This window comes from Gemmata obscuriglobus (assembly GCF_008065095.1).
GTDB classification, from domain to species: domain Bacteria; phylum Planctomycetota; class Planctomycetia; order Gemmatales; family Gemmataceae; genus Gemmata; species Gemmata obscuriglobus.
In genome coordinates this window covers 5045022-5066074 of sequence record NZ_CP042911.1, presented here as the reverse complement: position 1 = coordinate 5066074, position 21053 = coordinate 5045022, and the positions used below count along the sequence as shown (strand labels likewise).

The following is a 21053-nucleotide window of genomic DNA, read 5'->3' as shown; positions in this document are numbered from 1 at the left end:
CCCGTGTGTCCGTCAGCTTCTTCCGCAGTGCCGCTCTGTGGCGCTGCGTCCCGCGACTGGTACACGATGACCATGGCCCGGTAGCCACTCGGCCAACACGAACGCCCAAGCGCCCGCGAAATGCAGCCTCCGAAAACGACTGAACCGCTGCCGCCGACCACTGTGACCGAAACCGCGGCCACAGCCGCGACGGACACACGGGCGCACCCGTTCCCGCACCGTGAGGTGCCGGGAGAGGGAAGTGCGCCGCCGCCCGAAGTGGGCACCATCGTCGGGCCGTTCGTTCTTCAGGAGAAACTCGGCGAAGGCGTTTCGTGCCACGTGTTTCGCGGCTGGGACCAGTACCGTTCGTGTCCCGTCGCGCTGAAAATCCTGAACTGGGCGAACGTTTACGATCGTGCGGCGGCGATGAAACAGCTCCGCATGGAAGCTGCGACGCTCGCGCGGGTCAAACATACCAAGGTTGTGCGGTTCATTGACTTCGGGTTCGACCCCCGGTGGCCTTACTTGGTCACTGAGTTCTTCGAGGGCCGTCCGCTCGGCGAATTGCTCCGCGCCGGCGGTGCGCTCCCGCCCGAGTGGTGTTTGTTCTTGATCGGACAAATGGCCGACGCGCTGGGGGCCGTTTGGCAGGCCGGGGTGGTCCACCGCGACATCAAGCCGGACAACATACTCGTGGGGCCGAACGGCAGCGCGAAGCTGATTGACTTCGGCCTCGCGAAAGCGGACGTGCTCGCCGCGCGCGAGCGGGCCGGTCCCGAGATGGCCGGAACCGCCGCCTATCTTGCCCCCGAGCAGGCCAAGGACGCGAGCACCGTCGATCACCGGGCCGACATTTATTCGCTCGGCGTCACACTTTACGAGGCGCTCACCGGCCGGTTGCCGTTCGAGGGCCGCAACCGCGTACAGGTGATTTTCCAACACCTCAACACCCCACCGGTGCCGCCGGCCGAACGCGTCGAAGGCATCCCGCCGCTGGTGTCGGACCTGTGCCTGTGGATGCTGACCAAGAACCGCGATGACCGCCCGCAGAACTACTCGGAACTGCGTCAGGCCCTGGACACCGTCATCGGCGTCCCGCTCTGACCGGCTGCGCACCTCTCTCGCACCTCGCCAACTTACGTGTTGGTGTGGTGCGAGACGTTTTGTACGCTGTTCGGTGCCAATTCCTCCGAACAGGAGCGTCTCGTGCGTCTTCACCACACCCGCTCGGCGACAATTGTCGCCGCGGCGCTGTCGGTCGGGTTGCTCGCGCTGCCCGCCTGCAAAAAGAAAAAGAGCCCGCCGACGGTCGCCGACACTCCGTCTCCTTCGGACCCCGTGCCTCCTCCGGGTCCGACCGGGGAGGTGCCGAACGTGGGCGGCCTCAGTTTGCCACAGCCGCCGCGCGCTCCGATCTTCCGCACCCAGAACCCGCGGGCGGCCGCAGTTCGGGCAACGGCCGAGAAGAACATGAAAGACGTGGTGATGGCGATCCAGAACTTCGAAGCCACTCACGGCGCACTGCCGGCCGGGTACGCGGACAAGACGGGAAAGCCCGGACTCAGTTGGCGGGTTGCGATTCTGCCGTTCCTTGAACAGGATCCGTTGTTCCGGCAGTTCAAGTTGGACGAGGCGTGGGACAGCCCGAACAACATCAAGTTGCTCGACAAGATGCCCAAACAGTTCGCCCCGCCGAACGAGCCCACTTACGGGTACACGTTCACACGTGGGTTCACCGGGCCGAACACCTGGCTCCCGCCGCTCCAGCAACCGGTGCGCCCCGGGCAACAGCTTTTCGGCGTGAAACTCCTCAACATCACCGACGGAACTTCGAACACCGCTCTGATCGCCGACGCGTGGGACCCGGTCATCTGGACCAAGCCCGATGAGATGGTGTTCAGCCCCAACAGTGTCCCCAAGCTCGGTGGCGTGTTCGAAAGTGGCACGATCGTTGGCCTGGCCGACGGGTCCACGCACCTCGTCCGCAAGAACGCGGACCCGACCTTGTTCCCGCGCCTGATTCAGATCAACGACGGCCAACCGGTGCAGCTCGATTGATCGCACAAGCGCGGCGGGGCGCCGGTCGGACATTCCGACCGGCGCCCCGCCGCGCTTTGTACGACAGTCACTTCACGTTGCTGTGTGCTAGGGATTCGGCAGCACTCACGCGCTGCCGCATCGCCGTCATTCTGCAACCGCCCCAACTCGCTCACCGGTCTCAACCATCGTGGCGACCGACACATTCGAGGGAAGCGATCAGCGGGCCGTCAGAGCCGGCTGCCGGGACGCGCGCAGCGTGGCGCGGCTCTCGAGTACCCGCATAAGAGAATCGTACTGCCGGTGAGTGCGGTAGGTCTCTACAACCGAGCGTGCGTGCAGAACACCGGGAACATAAAACAGCAGTGTCAGCCCAATGTTCTTGAACGCCTGGGACGGGGAATCGGTCAACAGCACCGCGAACGGCGGGCACAGGACCACAAGTAGCGCTAACATGAAGATAACTCCCTAACCACGAATCCGTTCGACGATGAAAACCCGCACTTGCACTTACACTACCCGACGACCAATGAGTCGCAGCTTAACGATCCCTGAAGGATCGGTGATAAAACGGCTCGGTTCGTAATAACAGGTCGGTAGCGCCATTCTCGTCGACGGGCGACTTAGACACCGAACGAGTCGCGCTCGCGACCCTCACGGCAACCGGGCGGGTGACGGACACCCAAGTTACAACGCAGCCGACCCTGCGCACGTTAGTAACGCAATCGAGGCGCGCTAGGTGATACGTTCGCGGGGGAAACAAATTTCACCCGCCACGCAAGGTTCCGCCAATCGATACCGGCCGCACCGGGCGTCCTAACACCCCGGCCGCGGCTCTCACGAACCCTTCAGGGAAGCGTCTATGTCTACGACTTCTTCCGGTGATGCCCAGGCCTTCGAATCGGCACGACGTGAAAATCCCGACGACCTCACGGGCTGGCGCGCTGAAGCCAACTGGCTCGCCAACCGCGGCGACCCGCTCGGCGAGTTTATGCAGGTGCAAATCACACTGGAAGACGAGTCGCGCCCAAAAACGAGCGCGCCCCCTCAAATATCGCGAATCGCGACTGCTAACAGAGCACGAACGCGAGTGGCTTGGGTAACTTGCGCCTCTCGCCGGTCGGTCGTTTCGGTAGTTTCAGTCGCTTCTTGCACCCGAGCGGACCGATAGGTATATTTGTTCCGGCCGGTGGGCTTGTGGCGCCCGTGTCAGGTGCCGGGGCCGCCGGAACACTCCGAATAAAGGGTTCCTCTCATGCTGCGCGCCGCTTTAGCGCTCGCCCTCGGCTTCGCCGTCGTCACTCTGGCCGGTAGCGGTAACCTGACCGCAGACGACAAGAAGCCGGAAACCAAGAAGCTCGAAGGCAAGCTCACCTGCACCAAGTGCTCGCTGAGCGAGACCAAGACTTGCGGCCACGCACTCGTGGTCAAGGAAGGCGAGAAGGAAGTCAAATACTACCTGAGCGACAAGGGCGCCAAGGAAAGCTACCACGGCAAGTGCTGCACCGCCCCGGTGGACGCCACCGTGACCGGCAAGGTGGTCGAGAAGGATAAGAAGTTGACCATCGAAGAGCCGAAGGTCGAGATCAAGAAGTAAGTTCGCGTTCGAGCCGCGCGCGACGCCACCCATTCTGGGTGGCGTTTTGCGTTTCGGGGTTGTGAGTTCGCCGCGGGGGGCGGTTCACGTAGCATAACGGGTGTCACAGGAGGGACGGCATGCAGATCATCCTGGCCAACCCGCGTGGGTTCTGTGCGGGCGTGAACATGGCCATTTCGGCACTGGAAACGGCACTCACGCACTACGGCAGTCCGCTCTACGTGTACCACGAGATCGTTCACAACCGGCCCATCGTTGAGCGGTTCCAGAAGCTCGGGGTGGTGTTCGTCAACGACATCTCCGAGGTGCCGAACGGCGGAACGGTGCTGTACAGCGCGCACGGCGTGTCCCCGGTGATTCGGCAGCACTCGCAGCAGCGCAACCTGCGCGCGATCGACGCGACCTGCCCGCTCGTCACCAAGGTTCATAAGGAGGCGATCAAGTTCGCGAAGGAGGGGTACACCATCATCCTCGTCGGGCACGAGGGGCACGACGAGGTGATCGGCACGATGGGCGAGGCGCCCGCGAACATGGTGCTCGTCGAGGACGCGGCCGGCGTGGAGAAGCTTACGCTCCCAGCCGACGCCAAGCTCGCGTTCCTGACCCAGACGACCCTCAGCGTGGACGAGGCGAAGAACGTCATCGACGCTCTCAAACGTAAGTACCCGCAAATCGTCGGGCCGAACAAGGACGACATCTGTTACGCCACACAGAACCGCCAGGACGCCGTGAAGCAACTCGTGGGCGAAGTGGATAAGGTTCTGGTTCTGGGTAGTCAGAACAGTTCGAACAGCCAGCGCCTCGCGGAACTGGCCCGAACGAACGGCCGCCCCGCGTACCTCATCGACCGCGTCAGCGAACTGAAGGACGAGTGGTTCGCGCCGACCGACACGGTCCTGGTGACGGCCGGCGCGAGCGCGCCAGAGGAGCACGTTCAAGACTGCATTGAACACCTGCGCACGAAGTTTGGCGCCACGGTGGAAACCCGTGTGGTCCGCGAGGAGGATGTGAGCTTCCCGCTACCTCGTGAGCTGCGCGTCCTAGCGGGGTAAGGCCCGGCGGCCGGCTGTGACGGCTCCGCGGGTCGTATCTGCTGTCGGGTGCGCCCGGCGGCGTCTCATTAGTCGAGACCTCGGCTCCAGTATGTTCGGCGCCCGCTGGTGTTACGCAACGGGAGCGGGATTTCTCTCGGTCACCGTGCGGTCCTGCCTGGGCGGGGCTTCGGCCAGCAGGCCGTTCAGATCGAGGCGTCGGGTGACCATTGCCAGCTCACCGCTGGCCGTTCGCGGCCAAACTTCCGGTTGCCGGTCCCAGTACAGTTCCACGCCGTTATCGTCCGGATCGCGCAAGTAGAGGGCTTCACTGACCCCGTGATCGCTCGCACCGTCCAGCGAGACGCCGGCGGCGATCACGCGGCGCAGGGCGTCGGCCAGCGCCGCCCGCGTCGGGTAGAGAATGGCGACGTGGAACAGCCCCGTCGTTCCCGGCGGCGGGGGCGATCCGCCCCGGCTCTCCCACGTGTTCAGCCCGATGTGGTGGTGATACCCGCCCGCCGACACGAACGCGGCTTGCGTCCCGTATCGCTGAGTGATCTCGAAACCGAGAACGCCGCAATAGAACCGCAGCGCGCGTTCCAGGTCGGCAACCTTGAGGTGCACGTGACCGATCCGCGTTCGCGGGTCCACTGGCGTAGCATCAGCATTGGGGCGCATGCGAGCGCACCTTGATAAAGTGGTCAGTGATCGGACAATGTGCCCCTATTGGGCATTTGGCCTCGTTTGAAGGATACCGCCCCTCGGTGGTAGTCTCTCAACGCCGAAGGATTATCGCGCTGAGGTGGGGCGCCAGTGCCGTTGAGAGCGTGGGCGATTATGTAAGAGGTGTTGGTTCGTTGTTTTTTTGTATGGTTTATTATTTTGAAAATTGATGGTTTTGAATTGATGCTGTTTCATCAGTTATGGGATTGTTGAGGTGCGACGGTTTGGATCAATTGCTGGGTCACGTTTGCCCCATTGGTCGATTGCAACGCTCGGCTGACGGGCGAGAGCGGGGAAATACCACCCCGACGGCCTTAAGAGCCAAAGGTACCTCTGGTCGAAAGAAGGCCCGCCTGCCCGACAAAGCCATACGCGCCAAGTTGATACGGGGGACGGCCGCGCACGCACAAATCGAGCGGGGCGATTACGCAAGTTAACTTACCTCGTGCCCGCTCGCGCGCCGATATGGGACTGTGTCGATCGGTCCGCACTCGGACCGGAACCACGGAGACCTGCGCATGAATCGCTTCTTTCTGGCTGTGACGGCGTTGGGGCTGGCCGTGGGCTCGGCCAATGCGGACTGGGGCGGGCGAACAGGCGCGACGCAGGGCGGCGCACCGACCCCGCAGTTGGGCGGCCCGAACACAGTGCTCGGTATGGGGAATCCGTCCAACGGGGTCGCGCCCGACCCGTACGGCATGCACCCGCGACTCAAGCGATTGTTCCGACTCGGCGGCTCGTCGCACGCGCAAATGGGTTACGGCCAAACCGGACCATCGTTCAACCCAAACGCGTCTGGCCCGGCTCAAGGTACGCTCGTGTTCCCGAACCACCCATTCGTGCGCAGCCCGCGTGACTTCTTCATGTTCGAACAGAACCGCTAGTGTCACGTCCGATCTCAATTTTCGGACCGCCTTAACCGCAACTTTGGGGAGCCTCGTCGTCTACCGAGAGGTTCCCACAAACAGGAAGGCCGGGAAGGCGGTTCGGACGAGTCACATCGCCGCGCGGGAACTGTGGGTCGTCAGCACCGCTTTGCGGGGCCAGAAACGGTGGCGCGAGGCGGTCGAAAATTCGCGATTGACAGCCTGACGGACGGAACCGCCAGTCTCTTCATGGTTGCGTGAGGTACAAACTCGGAACCGGACCCGACGTGCCGTGCGGTGGCCGCGCCGTACACTGACGGCGGGATTCGACTTCCGGTTGTTTGGAGGCACGCTATGAGCGTGTGGAACTGGGGACGGGCGGTGCTGCTTCTCGCCCCACTCGCATTGGCAACTGTGCTACCCGTGTCGTTTTCGTCTGCGGCCAGTTGCTCAGACTCTGATGAGTGGCTCCCGCTCTTCAACGGGAAAAATCTGGAAGGCTGGACCCCCAAGATCACCGGGTACGAGTTCGGAGACAACTACGCGGACACGTTCCGGGTCGAAAACGGTGTCATCAAGGTCGGATACGACAAGTACAAGGACAAGGAGTTCGACGGAAAATTCGGACACCTCTTCTACAAAGACAAGTTTTCGCACTACCGGCTACGGGTCGAGTATCGGTTCACTGGGGAACAGTGTAAGGGCGGCCCGGGCTGGGCGACGCGCAACAGCGGCGTCATGTTCCACTGCCAAGACCCCAAGACGATGCGCAAAGATCAGGAGTTCCCGGTTTCGATCGAGGCCCAATTCCTCGGCGGGCTCGGAAAGGGCAAGCGCACTACCAACAACATGTGCTCTCCGGGCACGAACATCGTTGACTCCAACGGAAAGCTGTACACGCCCCACTGTTTGAACTCGAAATCCGAGACCTACGACGGCGACGTTTGGGTTTCCGCGGAGATCGAGGTCAACGGCTCGGGAGTCGTCAAGCACTTCGTAGAGGGAAAGCTGGTGATGGAGTACCAGAAGCCGCAACTCGACCCGAAGGACGACGACGCCAAGAAACTCATCAAGGACGAGAAAAACCTGCTGCTCGAAGAGGGGTACATCGCACTCCAAGCCGAGAGCCACCCGGTCGAGTTCCGTAAGGTCGAAATCAAGGTCCTGAAGAAGTAAGCTCCGGTCCTTGGCGTAGACGAACCCGGAGGGGCGGGGCATCCTGTATCCACGGCGGATATCGTCAACGCGGTCCTGTGCCTTGCCCGGGCCGGGTGATCGTGACGCACAGTGTCACGGGTTCGGCGGAATGAGCGCGTGGCGCCATCGCAAGAATCCGGTCCCGGGATTCGTGAGACCCATTTCCGGCTGCCACGAAACGAGTGCCGCGGTCATCTGAGTCGGAAGAGGAGCCGGGCGTTGTCGAGGAAGATTTGTTCGTGGTTGTCAGCCGGGACGCACGTCCTGACAAACTCGCGGTACGCGGTCATGGGGGCGAGCGGCCAGTCGGTGCCGTAGACGAACCGGTTGGGGCGCTCGGAGTACTTGATGGCCTTGCGGATGTTCTGTGCCAGTTCGTGCGCCGCCTCGCGCCCCTCTTCCGAGGCGAGGTAGCCGTCGTCGCCGATCATCAGCCCCGACAGGTCGGCCCACACGTTAACGTTCTTGTAGATCACTTCCGCAGCGTCGGTCATCCACGGGTTGCCGAGGTGGCAGATGAGGAACCGACAGTCCGGGTGGTCGACCGCAACGTCGTCAACTCCGAGCGGGTGTGCGTAGCGGAGCTTGGCCTCGGGCGAGTACGTGTCGCCGGTGTGAAACATAACGGGCACGCGGTAGCGGGTCGCGAGTTCGTAGTACCGCCGATAGTTCGGGTGACCCGGTTCGAAGTGCAGGTAGCCAAGGTAGCCCTTTAACGCGACCACCGCACCGGCCGCGAGGAGCGTTTCGACTTGGCGGAAGTGCTCCGGCGAGTCGCGTGTGGGGTCCATTACCCCGATGGGACGGAGCCCGGGCACGAACGGGGCGATTGCGAGTGTGCCGGTGATGCCCAACGGATCGCTGTCGTCGTTGGTCCACGATCCCATTGCGAACACGTCCGTGACACCGGCCGTCTGCATCTCGCGCCGGAGCTGCGCGGCGATCACTTCGGGCGGTTCGCGGAGGAGCGGGGACAGTGACCCGACGCCCGGCAGGTTCGGGGGGACCGCGTGGATGTGGACGTCGATCATCGCCCGGCTCACGGCATCAGGTGCGCGGCGCAACTCCAGCATTAATGTAGGGGTGCGAATAGTAGAAGCGCGAACACCGGGCGGTGTTCCGCCCGGTGTTCGCGCGCCAGCATAGTGGAACTCACGGGTTGGGGGACAGGGGCAGAGGTGTCAGTGGGAGCCCGGCGGCACCCGCCGGGGCGGGGCCGCCGGCGGGCGCCGCGGCGACTTGCTGGCGGAATTTGGTCATGTCGTGCCGACGGATCACGATCCCGTTGCCGTTTTGCCCCGGCCCCATCGTGTACACACCGAGTTGCCCGGTTGTGGTTTCCGACAGGTACAGTGCCGACTGCCCCTGGGTGATGTACCCGGTGGTCATCATGAAGTGAACGTCCTGCTGGGCCTTGATGTTGAACTCGGCGGTGAGGTCGACTTCGGCCCAGCCGACGATCTTGCCCTGCGCGCGGTCGATCACGGTCCCCAGCAATTTGCCCGCCTTGTAGTCGAGCAGCCAGACGCCGTCGGTCTGGACGCGGGGGTTCACCGAGACGGCCCCGGTGGCCATAATGTAGTCCTGGTAGCGATCGTTTGAAGCTGCCGCAGCCTGGCGCGGTGGGCCAAGGTAGTAAGCGGTGCCGATGATCCCGGCCGCGAGGCCAAGGGCGACCAGTCCGACGGAACCGATCCGGTACATGTGTGATCTCCGGGGGCGGCGGGAGCCGTTTGGGCGCTTGGCATAGCGTCCCGGCGTGTTGTGTCTAGTCGAACTGTCTCTCCGCGCTGGCGGCCATGCAGGCCGTGCCTGACATCGGGCCAACCCTTGAGTTGGCGCGGAAGATGTCCAGGGCTGGTTGCTTTCCCGCCGCCATCGGTGCGCTCCCGAGATGGGAGCGCGTCACCGCCGTGACCTTATCTGATACTCATCAGCTATCCGATGAGTTCTGGAACCCCTGCAAGCGTGCGCGGGTGGGGGCCAGTTTGGCGTGCCGCGGGAAACCCAGAAGCCGTGTCCCGCTCATGGGTGGATCATTCCCAAGCGGTTGCGAAGGTTGAGAAGCGATGAACACTTCTTCAGATCCCGCATTCGGTCTGAATCACCGTCCGACACTCCCGCGCCGCCGCGACTGGCGCATCGGGTGCGTTGGGTCGGGGTTCATCATGCGGGACTGCCACCTCGTTGCTTACCGCAACGCCGGGTTCAACCCAATCGCAATTGCGTCACGAAACGAAGCGACCGCACGGGACGTTGCTGCACAGTACAATATCCCCACCGCCCAGTGCATTGATGAACTGCTCGCCAACGGTGATGTCGAAATCCTCGACGTGGCCGTGCCACCCGACGCGCAACCGGACTTGATTCGGCGGGCGGTGGTCGGCGGGAAGGGGCGACTCCGGGGCATCCTCGCTCAGAAACCGCTCGCCCTGTCGGTCTGCGTCGCGAGGGAACTCGTGACGCTATGTGCCGACGCCGGGATCACGCTGGCCGTGAACCAGAACATGCGGTACGACCAGTCGGTGCGGGCGGCGAAGGATCTCCTCAATCGGGGCTGGTTGGGAGAACCCGTTCTTGCCACCATCGACATGCGGGCCGTTCCGCACTGGATGCCGTGGGCCGAGGCGTTGCCGTCGCTCTCGACGTTCGTGATGAGCGTTCACCACCTCGACACGTTCCGCTACTGGCTCGGCACGCCGAACCGGGTTCTAGCATCCACGCGCCCGGACCCGCGAACGAAATTCCCGCACCGCGACGGCCTCAATCTGTACATCCTCGAATACGATTCAGGTGCTCGCGCTTCTGCGTGGGACGATGTGTGGGCCGGGCCGTGCAAGGAAGGGGTTGCCGGCGATACCGCCATCCGCTGGCGCGTCGAGGGGACGGAGGGGCTGATGCGGGGAACGATCGGCTGGCCCAAATACCCCGAACGCACCCCCAGCACCTTGCAGTTCAGCACCCGCGACAGCAACGGGTGGCAGTTCCCGAAATGGGACGATGTCTGGTTCCCGGACGCCTTCGTCGGCACAATGGCGCAACTGCTTGTCGCGGTGGAGCAGGGCACCGAGCCCGAAATCAGCGGGCGCGACAACATCGAGACCGTCGCGCTGTGCGAAGCGGTGTTCGCCGCCGCAACTCAGCGCCGTGTGGTGAGTATGAGTGACATTCTGGGGGGCGCATGACGCCCGATCTCCGCATTCAGCAAGCGGTCGTGACGACCGACGGTCGCAACGTGCAGGTCGCCGCGCAGACCGGTGGGTTCGATACACCGGAGGCCGAACGCATCGCGGTGCTGTTCGGCCCGCGTCCCGACGGGGTGGCGTGTCCGGGGGCGGTGTTCGCGTGCCCGTTTGGTACATCGCACGTCGCGGTGGTGCGGGTGGAAGACCGGCCCGGCCCGGTGCTCGGGTTCCGGTTTCTCGTGCTCGCGCGCGAACTGTACCGGCACCTCGGCGACCCGTTCGCGATCGCGGACCGTTACCCGCCGGACTGGGACGCTACCGGAACGCTCGCCGATCTCGCGTGGCCCCACGAGGTGCTGCCCGAGCGCACCCTGGAGCAACTCGACGCGGTGCTGAAGAGCGGCGACAGCCCGCTGCTTCTCGGCAGCACCCAGGCACTCGTGGACGGCAACCGCGTGCTGCTGACACGCGCCGCGCCGGCGCTGTTCGTCCGCGATTTGTGGCAACTCCTCCCGGACCGGACGCGCTGCGACCTGTGGCCGGCGACGTTCGCGTTCTCCGACGAACTCGGGTTCCACGCGGCCGTCGGCCCAACGCTTCCCACCCCGCGGCACGGGGTTCAGGTTCTCGTCGAGGAGGCGATCCGCGATTACCCATCGAGCAGCTACGAGCTCAACCTTCAACTCGCCATCGAGTCCGGTGACCGCGCGGCCCTCCGTCGGCTCTTGGCCCGGCGCACCGCGGACGACACCATCCGCATCGGGCTGTACGCACTGGCGTTCGCTCTGATCGTGGCCGTGGTGCTGCGGGTCGCGTTCTAACCGGAACTCGCGAGATTACATTGGCGTATCGCGTTCACCCGTAAGATAATAGCAACGGTCACGTCTTGGGGAACGGGAATGACCCACACGCTCAAGCTCCTGGCCGTGGTGCTCGTTGGTTGTGTGACCGCTCTGCCGGCTGGTGCCGCGCCCGCCAGGGACGGCTACCCCGTCGTCGTCGGAAGCGTGTGGAAGGGCAAGCTGACGCAGACGGGCGAGTACAAAGGGCAGGGCGGCGTGCCCCCCGAGTTCGAGTGCGAACTCCGAATCCTTCGGCGCGACGGCGAGAAGTTCGAGGCCGAACTGATCGAGCGGGCCGGCGAGCGGAAGCTGACGTACCTCGTTCGCGGGACGGTCAAGCCGGTCGACAAGAGTAAGTCCGGGCAGGAGTACAGGGTCGAGTTCGTCTCGGTCGGCTCGAAGGACGTTGCGAACACGGAAGCGCTGATCAAGACCCCGTACACCGCCACACTGGTCGGGCAGAAGATCAAGGGCACCTGGAAGTTCCCCGCCAACGACGACGGTACCACGCTTGAGGGGGCTTTCGAGTTCGAGTTGGCCAAGAAGGAATGAAGTCGGCGTCCGACGAACCGGATGCGCGAATTCGGACCCACGCATCACTTCCGCTCGAACACCACTTTTCCACCCACAACAGTCAGCAGCACGGTCGTCGTGCCGATGCGGTTCTTCTCGGCGGCACTGAAGATGTCGCGCGACAGAAGCACGAAGTCGGCAAGCTTACCAACGGTAATGCTCCCGCGGTCGGGTTCCTGGAACCCTGCGAACGCACTGCCAAGTGTGTACGCTTCCACCGCCTCCGGGACGGTGGTGCGCTGCTCGGGGAACCAGCCGTTCGGGTGCTTGCCGTCGAGGGGGCGCCGGTTCACCGCCGCGTCAACGCCGACCAGCGGGTTAAGTGGTGCGACCGGCCAGTCGGACCCGAACGCGAGCGTCGCCCCGGCGTCGAGCAGCGAGCGGTACGCGTAAGAACTCGCGCACCGCTTCGCACCGATCCGCCCCTCGGCCCAGCGCCCGTCGTCAATGACGTGGTACGGCTGCATTGAGGCGATCACTCGCAGTTCCTTGAACCGCTTGTAATCCTCGGGGCGCAGGTGCTGCGCGTGTTCGATCCGGAACCGCCGGTCCTTGGCCCCGTTCTGCTTCGCAACGTCAGCGAAGAGGTCGAGGAGCACTGCGTTGGCCCGGTCGCCGATCGCGTGGACGCACACGTTGAGCCCCGCGGCGTCGGCCCCGCGGATGTAGCTGCGCATCGTGTCCGGTTCGGTGACGTACACGCCGGTGTTGTTCGCGCCGCCTTCATACGGGCCGAACATCTTCGCCGTGCTGCTGCCGAGCGAGCCGTCCATGAAGCCCTTCACCCCGCCGACGCGAACGAAGTCGCTCCCGAAGTCGGCCGTGAGCCCCGCGTTGGCGAGTTCCTTGTAAGCCGAGATCGGCCAGCGGAGGTCGATCCGGCAGGTGAGCTTCCCTTCGCGCGCGAGCTTCTGGTAGATCCGGAACAGTTTGCGGCGAGTTTCGGCGCCGCTGCCGTCGAGATCCTGCACGCTTGTGACACCAACCTCCGCCGCTGCTTTTTGGGCCGCAAGAACCGCTTCGAGTATCTCCTCATCGCCGGGCTCCGGGATCAGCCGGTCCACCAGCGCCATCGCGTTGTCCTTGAGCACCCCCGACGGCGTTTTGCCGTCCGCCAACCGGTAGATCACCCCGCCCGGCGGGTCCTTGGTGACCGCCGTGATGCCAGCGAGTTTCAGGGCGGCCGAGTTCGCGACCCCCATGTGCCCGTCGTACCGCTGGATGAACACCGGGCGGTCTTTCACGTACTTGTCCAGCAGCGCGGCAGTGGGCAACTCGCCATTGAACGTCCGGTCATGGTCCCACAACCCGCCGACGATCCAGCGGTCGCGCGGGGTGTTCTTGTTGAACGCCGTCAGACGCTTGCCGAACTCGGCCTCGTCTTGGACGTCCTTCAGGTCGATTTGCGTGAGCGACTGCCCGCCGCTCAGGAAGTGAACGTGGCTGTCGTAAAACCCGGGGACCAGTCGCCCGCCCTTAAGATCGATGATTTTGGTGGCAGGGCCGGTGAGCGCTTTGACATCGGCGCCCGTGCCCACCTTGACGATGCGGCCGCGCCACACCGCAACGGCTTGTGCTTCGGGGCGCTTCGCGTCGCCGGTCCAGACCTTGCCGTTGTGAGCGATCAGGTCGGCCGAAACTGCCGGTTCTGCGGACAGAACAAGTAAAGCAAGACAAAGCAGAGAAGGCATGATTCACCGCAGAGGGCACAGAGAACGACGGATGAGAGTTTCGACAGGATTGCGGACTTCAGCAAGCTGAAATCAGCCACATTCTCGGCTTCTCTCCCTTCGAACTGGTCGGGCGCTTTCCCGACACACAGATTGAGCGTACAATAACAGCTATGCTTTCGACGCTCCCGATTCTTGAAACCGGTTCCCTTCCCGCTGGTACGGAAGGTGTACCGCCTTCGCACGCCAAACCTGGCATACTTGATGTGCCGGCCGAGACGTTGCGCGCGTGGCTCACGGAGCGCGGCCAGCCGCCGATGCGGGTCAACCAGATCTGCAAGCAGATTCTCGCCAACCGGGCGACCGCGTTCGAGGACATGTCCGACCTCCCGAAGGGGTTACGCGCCGATCTCGCGGGCGCCTTTCGCGTGTTCTCGATGTCCGTAGAACGCCACTTCGCCGCATCCGACGACACCCACAAGTTCGTACTGCGGCTCGCCGACGGTCGGATGATCGAGGCGGTGCTGATTCAGGACGACGGCCGCGCGACCGCGTGCATCAGCACGCAGGTCGGGTGCGGGATGGGCTGCGTGTTTTGCGCCAGCGGGCTCAACGGCGTGGTGCGCAACCTCACCGCCGGCGAGATGGTGGAGCAACTCGTACTGCTCCGTAACCTGACCGACGCGAACAGCACGAACCCCGAACGCGCGCCGCGGCTCACCCACATCGTCGTGATGGGAATGGGCGAACCGCTCGCGAACCTCGACAACTTGCTTGATGCGCTCGCCGTCGCGGGTGACAAGAACGGGCTCGGCATCGGGGCGCGGCACGTCACCATTTCAACCGTCGGACTGCCGGCGAAGATCCGCAAACTCGCCGAAAGCGGAAAGCAGTATCACCTGGCGGTGTCGCTGCACGCGCCGAACGACGAGTTGCGCACGCGGATCGTGCCGACCAACGACAAGGTCGGGATGGACGCGATCCTGGCCGCGGCGGACGAGTTCTATGAGAAAACCGGACGCCAGGTGACTTACGAATACGTTGTCCTCGGCGGGCTGAACGACCAAGCCCCGCACGCGCGGCAGCTCGCGGGCCTGCTGCGCGGGCGCCAGGCGCACGTGAACCTGATCCCGTGGAACGCGGTCGAAGGGCTGGCGTTTAAGCGCCCCGCCGACGCCGACCTTCAGTACCTGATCGACACGCTCCGCCGCGGCGGGATCAGTGTGAAGGTGCGGAAGCGGAAGGGGGCGGAGATCGACGCCGCGTGCGGGCAGTTGCGCCGCCAGGCCGAAGCCGCGCTCGGAGCCGAGCGGGTCGGCGAGCGGCCGCAGTAGCCCGCGCCCCGATCGTTGCGGCACCGCCCCGTCACCCCGAACCACTGGCGAAATGGCGACCGGCCAAACCAGCGCGCAGATGGCGCTCCGCGACCCGGACATCCGGCTCATGCTCCGAGTCCGGGACGACGACGGCGCCGCGTTCGCCGAACTGGTCGAGCGGTTCCAGCACCGGCTCGTCGCCGTCATGCACCACCTGGTCGGCAGCGCCGAGGAGGCCGAGGACCTCGCCCAGGAGGTGTTCCTGCGGGTGTACCGCACCCGCAAGCGGTACACCCCGAAGGCCAAGTTCTCGACCTGGCTGTTCACCATCGCCAACAACCTCGCGCTCAACGCCCTCCGGAACCGGAAGCGGCGCCCGGTGATGCCCCTGGAGGTGCAGGAATCCGGCCCCCTCGGAACGCGGCCCCCGGGAGCGCTGGTGCCCACACGCGACGAACCGCCCAACCACAACCTTCAGCAGCAGGAACTCGCCGGCGTCATCCGGGACGCGCTGGAGGGGCTCAACGAGCGCCAGCGGATGGCGATCGTGCTGAACAAGTTCGAGGACATGAATTACGCGGACATCGCGGACGTGATGGGGCTGACCACCAAGGCGGTGAAGTCGCTCCTGAGCCGCGCCCGCGGGAAGCTGCGTGAGGCGCTGCAAGGTTACATTTACATGGACGGCGTCGTCCCCCCCGAGGCGGAGGCCGGCGACGATTCCGACGGCTCCGAACCGTGAGCGCTTGAGGTCACCACATGAGCGCTGACAGCACCGAATTTGATGACGGCCCGCCGCCCGACCCGTTTGAGGCCGAGTTGGTCGCGTACTTGGACGGCGAACTCGACCCCGCCGCGGCGCGCCGGGTCGAGGACCGGCTCGCGGAAGATCCGGCCGCCCGCGCCCGCGCGGCGGAGCTGAAAAAGTCGTTCGACCTGCTCGACTACCTGCCCAGGCCGGAGCCGTCCCCGAACTTCACCACCCGCACGCTCGAAAAGCTCCCCGCGGTTCGATCGCCCGCTGGGTCGGGCGCGGGGGGGCGGGCGGTGGGGCCTGCTTCCGTGGGCGTGAGATCCGGACCGGGTGAGTTCCTTTCGACCTCAATGCCGATTCCGCTCGCGGGCGCCGACCCGCTTCGGCCCCGATCTCGCGGCTGGCTCCCCGGCACGGCGCTCGTCGCCGCAGTCGTGGTGCTCGGCCTGCTCGGCTACCTCACCGCCGGCGCGGCGCGGTCGCTTCTGATCCCGCGCGGTAGGGAGCACGAGGAGGTGAAGACCGACCCCCGGATCGTCGCCTTGCTGCCGCTCTACGCGGTCGCCGACGACCTCAGCTTCGTTCAGGAGATTGCGAAGCCCGAGCTGTTCGGGGACGACCCGGCGGTCAGCTACGATCCGCTGCTCAAGGTGCCGGCGGTGGACCCGCCCGAGCGCCAGGGCGTGAAGGCGCACGACTCGCTGGCGAAGGCGTTTCGCGACCTGCCGGCGGCGCGCCAGGCCGAGGTGTCGAAGCTCGACCGGGACCTGCATGCGCGGGAGCCGAAGGAGCGCGACCGGTTGCTCCGCGCGCTGGAGGTGTACGCGATCTGGCTCGACCGGCTGCCCGAGCCCGAGCGCCGCGGGGTGCTCGGCGCGGCGACCCCGAACCTGCGCCTCGGAGTGGTCCGTGACCTGCGCGAGCAGCAGTGGGTGGACGCGCTCCCGCCGCCGACGCGGAAGAAAGTCGATTCGCTCACCAGCCCGAAAGAGAAGGCCGAACTGATCGCCCAACTGCGGGACGAGGAAGAGGAGCGCCGCGAGCGGTGGCAGTTCTTGCGAGGCCACGCGGAGGCGTTCGTGACCGACCGGCCGCCCTGGCCGTTCGACACCAAAGCCGGGCGCGACGAGGTGACGGAGTTCGCGCGGGCGGCGTTCAAGTTGGACGACTCGAAGCGGTCGCGGCTCGCCCCGGACGAGGTCGCGGAGTACCGCCGGGCGCTGGCGCTGGCCAACGGCGAGCAGGCCTGGGCGCTGTACGGCTGGACCGTATACGAGTTGAACAAGGCGCACCCGTACTTGCCCGAGCCGGCCGACCCGAAGCTGATGTGGACCGAGACGGCGGACCTGCCCGATTCGGCGTCGCGGCTGCTGAAAAAGAACGCCGCGTTTCGGCTCCGCTCGGTCGCCGGCAAATGGCCCGAGTTCCCGCTGGAGTTGCACCGCGAGTTGAGCGGGCCGAAGGGCGTGCTGGCGCCGGTGCTCGGCCCGGCACGTGTTGCGGATTTCAAAGAACCGGTGCGGCAGTTCGCCGAAAAGGAGCTGTTGCGCCGGCTGACCGCCGAAGAAAAGGCAGCCCTTCACAAACTGGAAGGGAAGTGGCCCGACTACCCTCGCGAGTTCGTGCGGTACGCCACCAAGTACGACCTGTCGGTCCCCGGTGTGACGTTGCCGGGCTCGCCGAAGAAGTGGGAGGCCACCTACGGCACGCGCCCCGGGCCACGAGGAACGAACTGATACGCGGGCCGAAACGACTCCGCACCTTGACTCCTGAAGCAGACGGACATCGTCGCTGATTCGAGTTCTCGGCGGCGATCCGCTTGGTGGATCGACACGACCACTGGAAACATCAACCCCGTGAGCCGGAGATGCACTTGCCGGCGGTTGCCACGGGCAGCTACGGGCGCTCCAACTCGAACAGGTCCGACGTGTGGCACCAGAACGCGCCACCAAGTCGGGCCACCGTTCGCAGCTTTCGCGGGTCGACCGCGCCCCTCGCGTCCAGCACGTCGTCGGCAATGTGAAAGAGCACCACCTCGCCGATGACGAGGTTCGCCGCGATCGGTCCGGTTCCGCACGGGATGATTTGCCGGACCACGCACTCCAGCGCAACCGGCGATTCCGCGAGCCGGGGCACCTTCACCTTCACGCCCGCGATCGTACTCAAACCCGTCAGGCTGATCTCGCTCTCGTCCGGTGGCACCTCTTTGGACGAGAGGTTCACCTTGTCCGCGAGCGGGGCCGTGGCGGTGTGTACCACGAATTCGCCGAGCTTTTCCAAGTTCAGAAGGGTATCCTTCTTGGTCCCGTCGCGCCGAAGAGTCGGGGAGAACACGACGGTCGGCGGGTTGGCACCAAACGCATTGAAGAAGCTGAACGGTGCCAGGTTCACCACGTCCGCAGGTGAGAGTGTGGTCACCCACGCGATGGGTCGCGGCGTTACCACGCCCGTTAGGTGCTGGTAGACGTTTGGCACAGGTGCGGTCGAAGGGTCGATCTGCATAGAGCTTCCGAGTAGGTGCGAAGGCAGAACCGCTGCGAAGAAGCAAAAAAAGCACGAGAGAAACCGCAAGGCAGCGGCGTCGGTTGTACCCGCCGGCTGACACCGGCGGTTCGACGAGCCACGGTCGAACCGCCGGTGTCAGCCGGCGGGTAGTGCTCCCAATTACCGATGCTCTTCAACCGGGCTTGGCTTGTGCGTTTTGTGCTTCTTTGTGGCCACTCTGCTTCTTCTTTATCTTCAGTCCAGCCACGAGTACGGGTACTTCGGCTCGTCCAGTTCCATCGCCTGTTTGGTCACAAATAGGGGTCGGAACGTGTCCACCATGACGGCCAGTTCGTCGGTCCACTTCACATCCCGGCTGGCGACAATCGTACCGGGGTGTGGCCCGTGCGGGATGCCGTGCGGGTGCAGCGTGAACGACGCTTCTTCCACGCCGCGGCGCGACCCGAATTTGCCGCGCACGTAGTACAGCACCTCGTCGCTTTCGACGTTGCTGTGCGCGTACGGAACCTTGATCGCCTCGGGGTGCGTGTCGAGCACCCGCGGCGCGAACGTGCAGACCACGAACCCCGACGTTTCGAACGTCAGATGGATCGGCGGCGGCTGGTGGATCGTCCCGGTGATCGGCTCGAAGTCGTCGGCGTTAAATGTGAACGGGTACACGAGCCCGTCCCAGCCGACGACATCGAAGGGGTGGCTCGCGAGCACGTATCGCGACAGCCGGGTGCCGTCCTTGATGAGGACCGGGGTGTCTCTCTCTTCGTCGATGACGAGCAGGTCGGTAGGGCCGTGCAGGTCGCGCTCGCAGTACGGCGCGCCGAGCCGCAGTTGGCCGTCGTGGTTCAGGTACTTGGGCGGGATGTTAATTGTGCCCGCGGACTCGATCACCAGTAGATCGGGTTGCACGCCGGGATCGAATTCGAGCTTGTAAGTGGTGCAGCGCGGGATCAGCACGTAATCGAAGGGCTTGAACGGCAGCACTCCGAAGTGGGTTAGCAACCGGCCCGCCCCCCTGTGAACGAAGACGAGTTCGTCCGCGAGCGCGTTGCGGAACAGTTCGGCCTGAGGCTGCGTCGGGCGGCACCGCCAGAGCGTGACATCGGCGTTGGTCAACATCGGGACGCGACCAGAGACCGGATCACCGCCTGCGGGCATCGCGCTGCTTTTGAGGTGGTGGTGCCGCAACACGTCTTGCGGGGCGACTTCGATCGACTGAATGCCTGCCGATTCAACGTGCTTCACGCGTGTCGGCGGGCGCAGGTGGTACGCGAACGAGTGCGCCCGCGAGAACCCCTGCGTGGTGATGACCTCTTCGTAGTACAGGCCCTCGCCCTTAAAGCCGGGGTCGGTCCGGTGCCGCGTGTGACGCTTTTTCGGGACGCTGCCGCGGGAGAGGTATTGCATTTCTTCGGGTCCCAAGTCGTCAGAGCGTAGGTCGAACTGTCGCGGACATTACGACCCGTGGCGTTCAGGCGCCCGGCCGAGCGAGGACGCGTGGCCGAGCACCGTTGGGCCGTTCTTGAGGAGCGAACAGGTTGGCACCCAGCCGAGGCGGACGCGCCGCGCGAGCAGTTCGTCGGCACTCGGTTTGTGATCCCAGACGGCGACCGCCGCCAGTTCACCGAATCAGGACACACCGAAGTTCAGCCAGCGCGAATCGGGGAGCGGGAGCAGCAGGTCGTAGCTGTACTCGTCCTGTTGAACCAAGTCGATCCTGGCGAAGTCGATCCCCGCACCCGGTGCCCACTTCAGGATCGCTTCGAGGTTGCGCAGCGGAGCGACCCGCGCCCCGAGCAAAATGTCCGTTACAGTGAGTTCCGCGAGCTGCTCAGCGTAAGTCAAGATGGACGCTCCGCAACAGTGTTTCGCAGCGAGCCCAGGCGCTCGACGCACAGTTCCACAACGTCGCCCGGTCGGAGCCACCCCCCGACGGCCTCGGGGGTCAGCTCCAGAATGCACCCGGTCCCCACGGTGCCGCTGCCGATCACGTCGCCGGGGCGCAACTCGGCGTCGCGGCTCGCGTGGGCCAGGAGTTGCGGCCACGTCCAGTACATGCTACCCGCGTTGCCGCTCGAATACACCTTTCCGTTGACGCTCGCGGTCATCGCGAGGTACAACCGGCCGTCGCGATATGCTTCTCGGAGGTCGGCAAACGGGACGAGTCGCGGTCCGAGCGAGGTGGCAAAATCCTTACTTTTGGACGGTCCGAGCCCGACCGCCATTTCCGCCCGCTGAAGGTCGCGTGCGGACCAGTCGTTCATGATCGTGAACCCGGCCACGCAGTCGAGCGCCGCGTCGTCCGCGGGCAGGTCGCGCGCGGACGCCCCGATCACGCACGCCAGCTCCAGTTCGTAGTCGAGTGCGGAACTGCCCTGCGGAGCCCAAACGGGGTCAGCATCTCCGATGACCGCGGCGGGGTTCGAGAAGTAGAAGACGGGCACCTCGTACCACTGCGGCACCATTCCCAACCCGCGGTGCCCGCGGCACGTTTTGACGTGCTGCTCGAACGCGTAAAAGTCTCGCAGCGACGCGACCGGGAACGGGGCCGGCATGGGAGCGACTCGGTGGCGGCGGCCGGGCGGGCTCGCACAGGAACTGGAAATGGCCATGTGATTATGGCGTTCGACGCGCCCGGGGCAAAGGCGAATCGCGCAAGCATACCGGCCGTTCGGGTTTCACGTCCCCTCGCAGAAGGTGCCGCACGCGGAACTGGCGGCAGACCGTCCGATCGCATCGTGGGGGGCGTGCGCCCGGGTGCCGCTCGAGCTCTGAGCC

General features: G+C 64.9%; 20 protein-coding genes and 1 pseudogene. 12 read left to right on the top strand and 9 right to left on the bottom strand.

The annotated features are described in order from the left end of the window. The first annotated feature begins 120 nt into the window (after positions 1–120). Together GobsT_RS20910 and GobsT_RS20905 are read left to right on the top strand one after the other, a co-directional pair. Entirely contained in the window at positions 121–1086 is a 966-nt protein-coding gene (locus tag GobsT_RS20910; RefSeq protein WP_010042530.1) for a serine/threonine protein kinase, read from the top strand. 102 nt (positions 1087–1188) lie between these two features. Continuing rightward, on the top strand, positions 1189–2040 hold the full coding sequence (locus tag GobsT_RS20905) for a DUF1559 family PulG-like putative transporter (RefSeq protein WP_010042529.1): 852 nt from the start codon (positions 1189–1191) through the stop codon (positions 2038–2040). Positions 2041–2238: 198 nt separating this feature from the next. On the opposite strand, the gene GobsT_RS20900 is transcribed toward GobsT_RS20905, so the two are convergent. Further along, positions 2239–2475, bottom strand: coding sequence for a YqaE/Pmp3 family membrane protein (locus GobsT_RS20900; protein ID WP_010045091.1), 237 nt, complete (start codon positions 2473–2475; stop codon positions 2239–2241). A 799-nt stretch (positions 2476–3274) separates the two neighbouring features. On the opposite strand from GobsT_RS20900, the gene GobsT_RS20895 reads away from it, so the two are divergent. Both GobsT_RS20895 and ispH read left to right on the top strand, forming a co-directional pair. Continuing rightward, the gene (locus GobsT_RS20895; protein ID WP_010045089.1) at positions 3275–3616 is read left to right on the top strand and encodes a DUF6370 family protein; all 342 of its coding nucleotides are present in this window, start codon (positions 3275–3277) and stop codon (positions 3614–3616) included. 119 nt (positions 3617–3735) lie between these two features. Further along, on the top strand, positions 3736–4668 hold the full coding sequence (gene ispH, locus GobsT_RS20890) for a 4-hydroxy-3-methylbut-2-enyl diphosphate reductase (protein ID WP_010045086.1): 933 nt from the start codon (positions 3736–3738) through the stop codon (positions 4666–4668). A 111-nt stretch (positions 4669–4779) separates the two neighbouring features. On the opposite strand, the gene GobsT_RS20885 is transcribed toward ispH, so the two are convergent. Then, on the bottom strand, positions 4780–5328 hold the full coding sequence (locus GobsT_RS20885; RefSeq protein ID WP_033199077.1) for a VOC family protein: 549 nt from the start codon (positions 5326–5328) through the stop codon (positions 4780–4782). Positions 5329–5891: 563 nt separating this feature from the next. Between GobsT_RS20885 and GobsT_RS20880 the strand changes: the two genes are divergently transcribed. Continuing rightward, the gene (locus tag GobsT_RS20880) at positions 5892–6257 is read left to right on the top strand and encodes a hypothetical protein (protein ID WP_010045079.1); all 366 of its coding nucleotides are present in this window, start codon (positions 5892–5894) and stop codon (positions 6255–6257) included. A gap of 336 nt (positions 6258–6593) precedes the next feature. Further along, a complete protein-coding gene (locus GobsT_RS20875; RefSeq protein WP_010045077.1) occupies positions 6594–7415 on the top strand; it encodes a 3-keto-disaccharide hydrolase in 822 nt (273 codons plus the stop codon). A gap of 212 nt (positions 7416–7627) precedes the next feature. Here the strand turns inward: GobsT_RS20875 and GobsT_RS20870 are convergent, their stop codons facing one another. Both GobsT_RS20870 and GobsT_RS20865 read right to left on the bottom strand, forming a co-directional pair. Beyond that, complete coding sequence (locus GobsT_RS20870; protein WP_010045074.1) at positions 7628–8467, bottom strand: amidohydrolase family protein; 840 nt, start codon at positions 8465–8467, stop codon at positions 7628–7630. A 121-nt stretch (positions 8468–8588) separates the two neighbouring features. Next, the gene (locus tag GobsT_RS20865) at positions 8589–9140 is read right to left on the bottom strand and encodes a hypothetical protein (RefSeq protein ID WP_010045070.1); all 552 of its coding nucleotides are present in this window, start codon (positions 9138–9140) and stop codon (positions 8589–8591) included. Positions 9141–9505: 365 nt separating this feature from the next. Here GobsT_RS20865 and GobsT_RS20860 point away from each other — a divergent pair, with 365 nt between their 5' ends. The 3 genes from GobsT_RS20860 to GobsT_RS20850 all read left to right on the top strand — a co-directional run bounded on the left by GobsT_RS20860 (position 9506) and on the right by GobsT_RS20850 (position 12015). Continuing rightward, a complete protein-coding gene (locus GobsT_RS20860; RefSeq protein ID WP_033199075.1) occupies positions 9506–10621 on the top strand; it encodes a Gfo/Idh/MocA family protein in 1116 nt (371 codons plus the stop codon). Next, on the top strand, positions 10618–11442 hold the full coding sequence (locus GobsT_RS20855; RefSeq protein ID WP_010045066.1) for a hypothetical protein: 825 nt from the start codon (positions 10618–10620) through the stop codon (positions 11440–11442). Before GobsT_RS20860 ends, GobsT_RS20855 begins: the two co-directional genes overlap by 4 nt. A gap of 78 nt (positions 11443–11520) precedes the next feature. Next, positions 11521–12015 (top strand): hypothetical protein, encoded by a 495-nt coding sequence (locus GobsT_RS20850; RefSeq protein ID WP_010045064.1) that lies wholly within the window; start codon positions 11521–11523, stop codon positions 12013–12015. A 44-nt stretch (positions 12016–12059) separates the two neighbouring features. Here GobsT_RS20850 and GobsT_RS20845 read toward each other — a convergent pair whose 3' ends face one another. Next, entirely contained in the window at positions 12060–13727 is a 1668-nt protein-coding gene (locus tag GobsT_RS20845) for an amidohydrolase (protein WP_050790329.1), read from the bottom strand. A 152-nt stretch (positions 13728–13879) separates the two neighbouring features. Between GobsT_RS20845 and rlmN the strand changes: the two genes are divergently transcribed. Genes rlmN through GobsT_RS20830 form a run of 3 tightly spaced genes read left to right on the top strand, consistent with a single transcriptional unit; the run spans position 13880 to position 17512 of the window. Then, the gene (rlmN, locus tag GobsT_RS20840) at positions 13880–15040 is read left to right on the top strand and encodes a dual-specificity RNA methyltransferase RlmN (RefSeq protein WP_081471814.1); all 1161 of its coding nucleotides are present in this window, start codon (positions 13880–13882) and stop codon (positions 15038–15040) included. Positions 15041–15092: 52 nt separating this feature from the next. Continuing rightward, positions 15093–15764, top strand: a complete 672-nt coding sequence (locus GobsT_RS20835; RefSeq protein ID WP_010045058.1) for an RNA polymerase sigma factor — start codon at positions 15093–15095, stop codon at positions 15762–15764. Between the two features lie 17 nt (positions 15765–15781). After that, the gene (locus GobsT_RS20830; RefSeq protein ID WP_010045056.1) at positions 15782–17512 is read left to right on the top strand and encodes an anti-sigma factor family protein; all 1731 of its coding nucleotides are present in this window, start codon (positions 15782–15784) and stop codon (positions 17510–17512) included. A 160-nt stretch (positions 17513–17672) separates the two neighbouring features. Here the strand turns inward: GobsT_RS20830 and GobsT_RS20825 are convergent, their stop codons facing one another. From GobsT_RS20825 to GobsT_RS20810, 4 genes and pseudogenes are all read right to left on the bottom strand, one after another. Further along, positions 17673–18278, bottom strand: coding sequence for a flavin reductase family protein (locus GobsT_RS20825; protein ID WP_010045053.1), 606 nt, complete (start codon positions 18276–18278; stop codon positions 17673–17675). A 237-nt stretch (positions 18279–18515) separates the two neighbouring features. Next, on the bottom strand, positions 18516–19682 hold the full coding sequence (locus tag GobsT_RS20820) for a homogentisate 1,2-dioxygenase (RefSeq protein WP_010042683.1): 1167 nt from the start codon (positions 19680–19682) through the stop codon (positions 18516–18518). 222 nt (positions 19683–19904) lie between these two features. Beyond that, positions 19905–20120 (bottom strand): hypothetical protein, encoded by a 216-nt coding sequence (locus GobsT_RS20815; protein WP_010042678.1) that lies wholly within the window; start codon positions 20118–20120, stop codon positions 19905–19907. Continuing rightward, positions 20117–20839 (bottom strand): annotated as a pseudogene (locus tag GobsT_RS20810) (fumarylacetoacetate hydrolase family protein); the annotation flags it as partial. The pseudogene GobsT_RS20810 and the gene GobsT_RS20815, both read right to left, overlap by 4 nt. Positions 20840–21053 lie beyond the last annotated feature (214 nt).

Coding starts and splice junctions, on each gene's coding strand:
- GobsT_RS20855 (WP_010045066.1), top strand. CDS start 10,618: ATGACGCCCGATCTCCGCATTCAGCAAGCGGTCGTGACGACCGACGGT.
- GobsT_RS20825 (WP_010045053.1), bottom strand. CDS start 18,278: ATGCAGATCGACCCTTCGACCGCACCTGTGCCAAACGTCTACCAGCAC.
- GobsT_RS20845 (WP_050790329.1), bottom strand. CDS start 13,727: ATGCCTTCTCTGCTTTGTCTTGCTTTACTTGTTCTGTCCGCAGAACCG.
- GobsT_RS20865 (WP_010045070.1), bottom strand. CDS start 9,140: ATGTACCGGATCGGTTCCGTCGGACTGGTCGCCCTTGGCCTCGCGGCC.
- GobsT_RS20885 (WP_033199077.1), bottom strand. CDS start 5,328: ATGCGCCCCAATGCTGATGCTACGCCAGTGGACCCGCGAACGCGGATC.
- rlmN (WP_081471814.1), top strand. CDS start 13,880: ATGCTTTCGACGCTCCCGATTCTTGAAACCGGTTCCCTTCCCGCTGGT.
- GobsT_RS20860 (WP_033199075.1), top strand. CDS start 9,506: ATGAACACTTCTTCAGATCCCGCATTCGGTCTGAATCACCGTCCGACA.
- ispH (WP_010045086.1), top strand. CDS start 3,736: ATGCAGATCATCCTGGCCAACCCGCGTGGGTTCTGTGCGGGCGTGAAC.
- GobsT_RS20875 (WP_010045077.1), top strand. CDS start 6,594: ATGAGCGTGTGGAACTGGGGACGGGCGGTGCTGCTTCTCGCCCCACTC.
- GobsT_RS20900 (WP_010045091.1), bottom strand. CDS start 2,475: ATGTTAGCGCTACTTGTGGTCCTGTGCCCGCCGTTCGCGGTGCTGTTG.
- GobsT_RS20820 (WP_010042683.1), bottom strand. CDS start 19,682: ATGCAATACCTCTCCCGCGGCAGCGTCCCGAAAAAGCGTCACACGCGG.
- GobsT_RS20870 (WP_010045074.1), bottom strand. CDS start 8,467: ATGATCGACGTCCACATCCACGCGGTCCCCCCGAACCTGCCGGGCGTC.
- GobsT_RS20895 (WP_010045089.1), top strand. CDS start 3,275: ATGCTGCGCGCCGCTTTAGCGCTCGCCCTCGGCTTCGCCGTCGTCACT.
- GobsT_RS20850 (WP_010045064.1), top strand. CDS start 11,521: ATGACCCACACGCTCAAGCTCCTGGCCGTGGTGCTCGTTGGTTGTGTG.
- GobsT_RS20835 (WP_010045058.1), top strand. CDS start 15,093: ATGGCGACCGGCCAAACCAGCGCGCAGATGGCGCTCCGCGACCCGGAC.
- GobsT_RS20880 (WP_010045079.1), top strand. CDS start 5,892: ATGAATCGCTTCTTTCTGGCTGTGACGGCGTTGGGGCTGGCCGTGGGC.
- GobsT_RS20910 (WP_010042530.1), top strand. CDS start 121: ATGCAGCCTCCGAAAACGACTGAACCGCTGCCGCCGACCACTGTGACC.
- GobsT_RS20830 (WP_010045056.1), top strand. CDS start 15,782: ATGAGCGCTGACAGCACCGAATTTGATGACGGCCCGCCGCCCGACCCG.